Source organism: Planctomycetota bacterium (assembly GCA_038746835.1).
Lineage (GTDB): Bacteria > Planctomycetota > Phycisphaerae > Tepidisphaerales > Tepidisphaeraceae > JBCDKH01.
The window spans coordinates 1-6,117 of the sequence record JBCDKH010000206.1 but is presented as its reverse complement, the minus strand read 5'-3'; the positions used below and the strand labels follow the sequence as shown (position 1 = coordinate 6,117).

Annotated in this window: 5 protein-coding genes; 4 read left to right on the top strand and 1 reads right to left on the bottom strand. The window is 67.1% G+C overall.

The window, feature by feature from the left end:
- Positions 1-1,281 (bottom strand): serine hydroxymethyltransferase (gene glyA / locus AAGI46_14985; protein ID MEM1013512.1); only part of this gene is annotated, 1,281 nt, incomplete at its 3' end.
- A gap of 77 nt (positions 1,282-1,358) precedes the next feature.
- Here glyA and AAGI46_14980 point away from each other — a divergent pair.
- The 4 genes from AAGI46_14980 to AAGI46_14965 all read left to right on the top strand — a co-directional run.
- On the top strand, positions 1,359-2,351 hold the full coding sequence (locus AAGI46_14980; GenBank protein ID MEM1013511.1) for a hypothetical protein: 993 nt from the start codon (positions 1,359-1,361) through the stop codon (positions 2,349-2,351).
- A gap of 27 nt (positions 2,352-2,378) precedes the next feature.
- Positions 2,379-3,029, top strand: a complete 651-nt coding sequence (locus AAGI46_14975; protein MEM1013510.1) for a prepilin-type N-terminal cleavage/methylation domain-containing protein — start codon at positions 2,379-2,381, stop codon at positions 3,027-3,029.
- A 27-nt stretch (positions 3,030-3,056) separates the two neighbouring features.
- On the top strand, positions 3,057-3,764 hold the full coding sequence (locus AAGI46_14970) for a hypothetical protein (protein MEM1013509.1): 708 nt from the start codon (positions 3,057-3,059) through the stop codon (positions 3,762-3,764).
- Between the two features lie 286 nt (positions 3,765-4,050).
- A partial coding sequence (locus tag AAGI46_14965) for a hypothetical protein (GenBank protein MEM1013508.1) occupies positions 4,051-6,117 on the top strand: 2,067 nt, incomplete at its 3' end.

Here is a 6,117-nt window from a genome sequence, read left to right as displayed (position 1 = left end):
GCTCGGCATCGGAAACCGGCCCGCGAATGCTGAGACTTCGGACCGGAGGCTCGCGAGCGTCGCGTCGTCGCCGACGGCGGCGAAGGCGCGGTCGATGAAGTTGGCGACGTGGTGGATGTCGTCTTCGACAAGGCCGCGGGTCGTTAAAGCGGCGGTGCCGAGGCGGACGCCGCTGGTGAGGCGTGGTGGACGCGAGTCGTTCGGCACGCCGTTCATGTTGGCGATGATGCCGGCCGCTTCCAGCGCGTCGGCGGCGTCACGGCCGGTCAACTCGGCGTCCTTGTCGCGCAGGTCGACGAGCACGAGGTGCGTGTCCGTCCCGCCGCCGACGAGTCGATAGCCCTTGGATTGCAAGGCCTCGGCCAGCGTCTTGGCGTTGGTGACGACCTGGGCGGCGTAGTCCTTGAAGCTCGGCTCAAGCGCCTCGCCGAAGGCAACAGCCTTGGCGGCGACGATGTGCATGAGCGGCCCGCCCTGGCTGCCTGGGAAGATGCCGCGGTTGACCTTCTTCAGGATCTCGTCATCGTTGCACAGGATCAGCCCGCCACGCGGGCCGCGGAGGGTCTTGTGCGTCGTGGTCGTCACGACATCGCAGTGCGGGAACGGCGACGGATGAGCCCCGCCGGCGACGAGCCCCGCGATGTGCGCGATGTCCGCCCAAAGCACCGCCCCGACCTCGTCGGCGATGTCGCGGAATTTGGCGAAGTCGATCGTCCGCGGGTAGGCCGAGTAGCCGCACATGATGAACGTCGGCTTGTGCTCCTTTGCCTTGGCCAGCACGTCGTCGAAGTCGATGCGTTCGTCGGCGTCGAGCTCGTAGTGGACGGGGTTGAACATCTTGGCCGACACGTTGAGCTTCATGCCGTGGCTCAGGTGCCCGCCACTGGCGAGGTTGATGCTCATGAACGTGTCGCCGGGCTTGAACAGGCCCAGCATGACGCCGAGGTTGGCGTTCGCGCCCGAGTGCGGCTGGACGTTGGCGTGCTCGCAGCCGAAGAGCCGGCAGGCGCGGTCGATGCAGAGCTGCTCGACCTCGTCGTAGATGCCGCAGCCGTTGTAGTACCGGGCTGCCGGGTAGCCCTCCGCGTACTTGTTCGTCAGCACGCTTCCGGCGGCGGCGCGGACGGCGGAGCTGACGTGATTCTCGCTGGCGATCATCTCCAGCGTGTCGTGCTGCCGCTCGCCCTCCCGCTCGATGAGTCGGGCGACGTCCGGGTCCGCCTCGGCGAGGACGTCGTGGCGGGCGGTGAGGTGATCGGCCTGGTCAGGAGCAAGCGTCATGGGCGCACAGTTTATCACACGACAGGTGCCTTCATGAAGATTGACGCGACGTCGCCTGCCGACGATCCTCGGCAGGCGTGATTCGTCTTGCCGCCCTTTTCGTTGCGTTCCTCGCCCCTGCCGTCGCCAACGCCACCGCTTATCTGGAGGCCGCCGGTGAGCTTGCGGCCAAGACAGAACTCGCCGCGGCCGATCACGAGCAGCGAGACGATTTTCTCTACGTCGCCGCCTCGATTCGTGCGGCCATCGGCGATGAGGAAGGTGCCGTGCGGATCGCAGAGATGCTCCCAGCGACCAGCGTCCTCCGGAGCAAAGCCCTGGCCGAAGCGGGTCGGATCGACGACGCCTTTGCGTTGCTCGCCGCGATGCCCGAGGCGGCTCGCGAGGACGTCGACGAGGCGACCCTGCTCGACAACGCGCTCATCGCGGCGATCACTCTGGGTGACAACGAGCAGGCCGAGGAGCTTCTGGACCGTCTGACGACCGTGCAGGACCCGGATGCCATCGTCTCTGACGTCGCGTATCGCATCGTTCTGGGCGACGACACCGCCAAGCCCGAACGGGATATGGCAGCGTTCGAGTACAGCTTCGCGGCGCAGCTCCTTCTGCTCCGGGGCGAGCGGGAGCGTGCAGACGACTACATCGGACAAGCCAAAGCCCACGCGGTGATGACTGGTGGAGCATCGTTCGACCTGGAACCGATCGGCTGGTTTTACAGCCTCGCCGGCGACGCCGCGTCAGTGGATCAGTTCCTGGCGATCCTCGAGGACCAAAGCGACGACTCGGTCGGCATGCTCCTCCTTCACCGGGCCCGGCTCGACCTCCTCGCGGGCGACGAGGAGGCATTCGAGCGACGCCTGAAGGAAGCGGCGACGCACTTCGAGGACGCAGACGACTCCATCGATGTGTTCGCCTTCCAGGCCGGCTACGCCGAGTCCGTCGATCTCGAGCGGGTCGAGGCGGTCCTGGCGGACGTCGGCGTGCACGACGATCAGTATCTCGCCGGCTTGGGTCTGGGACTCTGGGAGACGCATCTGATCGAAAATCAATCCGAAGACGAGGCGGAATAGCCTGCTGCTCTGCGGCGTTGTGAGGGCGTGCGTCGTTCCGCCTTCACCCTCGTCGAGCTGCTGGTCGTCATCGGCATCATCGCCTTGCTGATCGGGATCCTGCTGCCGGTCCTTGGTAAGGCCCGTGCGTCGGCGAATCGGACTGTGTGCCTCTCCAACCTGCGAGAGCTGGGGAACGTCTTCCAGCTGTATCTGGAATCGTCCGACGCCAGAGTGCCGCGGGCCAATCCGGTGCCGTTCACGAATCCGGCATACAACCCGCACCCGGTCGCCTATGCCGGCGGGCCGTTGAACGCGTTTCCGCCGATCACCGAGACATTGAGCCGTGAGGTGGACGAGGACTCGCGCGTCTGGCTCTGCCCGAACGACACAACCATCGGCATCCAGCAGTCCGACGACGACGCCGTCCGCGACTACTTCAACGCCAACGGCCTGGTCTCGTATGCCGACGGCTATGGCACCAGCTACGACTACAACCCGTTCATCAACGCCTTTCGCGAGAACGACAAGTGGATCGACGTCGTGAACGACGCCCGTCAGCGGGCCGAGGACCGCGGCAGGCCGTTCCGGCTTTGGATCTTCCGCGATCACGCCGGGTTCCATCCGGGCCTGGGCGACGGCGATCGACAGTTCCTTTTCCACGACTCCAGCGCCGGCCCCTGGCGCGATGATGACTGAACCCAACCTCCTCACACGGAGCCTGACATGAGCCAACCACAGAACACACCGTCGCACGAATCGAGCAACCGCCGCCGCGGCATCACGCTTGCCGCACTGGCCCTGCTCGTTTCCGCGGGCGTCGCATACGCGTTCCTCGGGCAGCCGACGAAGGTCGCCGAGGCCGATCCGAACGAGATTGCCAAGGAGCTTCGCGAGCAAGGCCGGGAGATGGATCCCGAGGCTCGCCAGGAGCGCATCGACCGTCTCGCCAGCTTGAGCGACGAGGAGAAGGCCGAGCTCGATCCTGAGTCGGAGCGTGTGGTGCGTCGTGCCGAGATGCGCCAGCGGATGCAGGATCGCGTCGACGGCTTCTTCGACACGCCGCTGGAAGAGCGCGACGCGTACCTTGACGAGACGCTCGACGAGATCATGAAGCGGATGGCCGAGCGTGAGGCCGAGCGGGCACGCCGCGAGGCCGCGGGTGAGCCGGCACCGGAGCGTCGTCGCGGTCGTCCCGAGGGTGGCGACGGACCCAACACAGACCGAGGCGACCGGCCCGACGCCGAGCGTGGCAATCGCGGCGAGCGTGACGGTCGAGGCGACGGAGCCCGCCGTGGCCGCGGTGGCGGTGAGGGCAACAGCGTTCAGCAGGCCAAGCGTGCCGAGTTCGCCGCCGCCCTGATGCAGCGAGCCAAGGAACGCGGCATCGAGCTGCCCTTCGGCCCGGGCCGAGGCCGCGGCCCGCGGGGCTGAGCCCAAACGAAACCTCCTCAAGACGCAACGTCGCTCGACCCACCCCACCGAGCGGCGTTGCGTTATTCTGTTGGTCGTGAGCACCGTCGTTCCACGCGCCGACCCAGACGATCGCGTCTCGCACCGACGGACGCGGGTCTCGGTCGTCTTTGTGCCCGACCTGAAGCCGGAGGCTGAGCGAAGCGATGCCTCGGAACGAACAAGCGCTCCGAAGCATCGCTTCGCTCAGCTTGTGGCTTCACTTGTTTCTCCACGGACGAGCCTTCGCATCACGCTATCGACGTCGGTGCTCAGCGTGATGCTCGTGGTCGGTTGCGATCGAGATCCGAAACCGGTTGTCATCGAACCGACAGAGCCCGAAGCGCCCACGACCCAGCCGGCGACGCGTCCCGCAGAAGTCGAGCCGACACCGATTGTCGTCTACCACGACTTGCTGCTGGAAGCCGAGCCGGACTTACCGACGACACGGCCGGCGGACGTGCCGCTGCCGACGACCGACGCTGCGGCCGTCGTGCTGACGTCGCCTCACCTCGTCGACAGCCGCGGCGTGCTCTGGCTCTCGCACCCAAACGGCCAGCCGATCGACGACGTTGCCCGCGATCCAGAGGCTTGGCGCGAGAGCGAGTTCGTCACCGATCAACGGGCCCGCACGACACGCGTCGCCTTCCGCGGCGAGGATCGATTCCTCGAAGTTCTGACCGCAAACAACGGTCGCGTCACGTGGCACCACGCGACAGGCGCCGCCGAAGCCGAGCTCTCCGCTGCACGCTGGGACGATGCGATCGGATGGAAAGACGCCCTGGCCGTTCCGACCGAAGACGGCGTGGCGTTGCTGCGGCTGGTCGATGTGCCGGACGATCCCAAGCGATACGAACGCCGCTACGGCGGACTGCCGATCGACCAACGTCCGGACCCAGACGGGACGATCGAGGTGCTCGCCACGCCTCCCACGCCGGCCGACGATTGGCGGCTCATGCCTGCGGGTGATGCGATCATCGCCTGGTCGGGCACGGCCGATTCGGTGCAGCTGTTCAAAGACGGCACCTGGCAATCGGCCGGCGACGACTGGTCGGCCGACGCGTTGCACTTCGTGCCGTACGTCGACGGCTCGGTGCTGCAGGTCATGCCCGACGGCACGCTCGCGCTGCTGTCGCTCTCGCCCAAGTCGGTCGATGCGAACGAGATCGCGATGCTCGTCGGCGAGCTCGGCAACTTCGATCCCGATCGACGCGACGCCGCCTTCGCCCGACTCGCCCAGCTCGGTCCTGCGGCGCGTGAGCCGCTGGTGGTGCTCTACGACGACGCCAGGCCGCTGGCACAGCGGGCGATCGACACGCTGCTCGGCTACGGCGATCAGCCGACGCTCGGCGGATTTCTGCCACTGCCGGGCAAGGCTTCGATCGTCACGCGGCTGCCCGGGTTCGGCGTCGTCATGCACTTCGAGGGCGGCGTCGAGTATGAGGAGGCAGCCGGCATCGGCGTTGTCAAACAGCCGGCCCACCTGCTTGTTCGGCCTGGCTCGCGGATTCGCCTGCTGGACCGAGCGCTGGTCGACCGACTCGACGTCGGCGACACACTCGTCGGCATCGGCGGAGACATTGTCGTCGTCGGCGACGACGGTCCCGAGTCGTGGGGCGTCAACCACTTCCGACGCCTGCTGCCAGACGATCTCGCCACCGACTGGCCAACGCCGATCGCACGGGACAGTCGCGGGCGATGGCTTTTTGCAGGCGAGTCGCCGGGCAAGTTGCTGGTCGACACGCGCCTGCCTGCGGCGTCAACGTCGATCGCGTCGTGGGTGCTCGAAACCGGCACCGCCGGCCCGCTGCAAGTGCCCGGCATGGCTGGTCGCGGACCGGAGGGCTGGCCCACGATGCAGCTCGGCGGCGCGTGGCGTCTTGCGGAGTTCGGCTGGGAGTCGCTGGCGGACGACACGCGCGTCGAGCGATCCGCCGACACGCCACCCGTCGAGGCCGAGTTGGGCGGCGCGACCTATCAGCTGATCGACCGCTCGCTCCTGCGTGACGGCACGCCAATCGCTCAGGTCGACGCGGCACCGGGCACCGCGGAGCCCGTCGTCCTCCACGCCGGACCAGACGGCAAGCTCTACGCGTTCCCGGGCAACGGCACGGTGCTGCAGATCACGATCGAAAGCGAAAAGCCTGAGACCAAGGTGCACGAAGACCTGCTGCCGATCCGCGACGTCCGGCTCGTCTGGACCGATCCCGCTGGGCGAGTGTGCGTCGCCTTCGGCAACGACAAGGTCGCGGTGCTGTGGGTTGACGGTCAGGTTTCGCCCGAAATCCGGCAGCTAATGCCAATCCAACGTCGCACGTCAGGCCGGCCAGATCAG

Bases quoted from the DNA above. Each gene is read 5' to 3' on its own strand.
- AAGI46_14970 (MEM1013509.1), top strand. From the start codon at position 3,057: ATGAGCCAACCACAGAACACACCGTCGCACGAATCGAGCAACCGCCGC.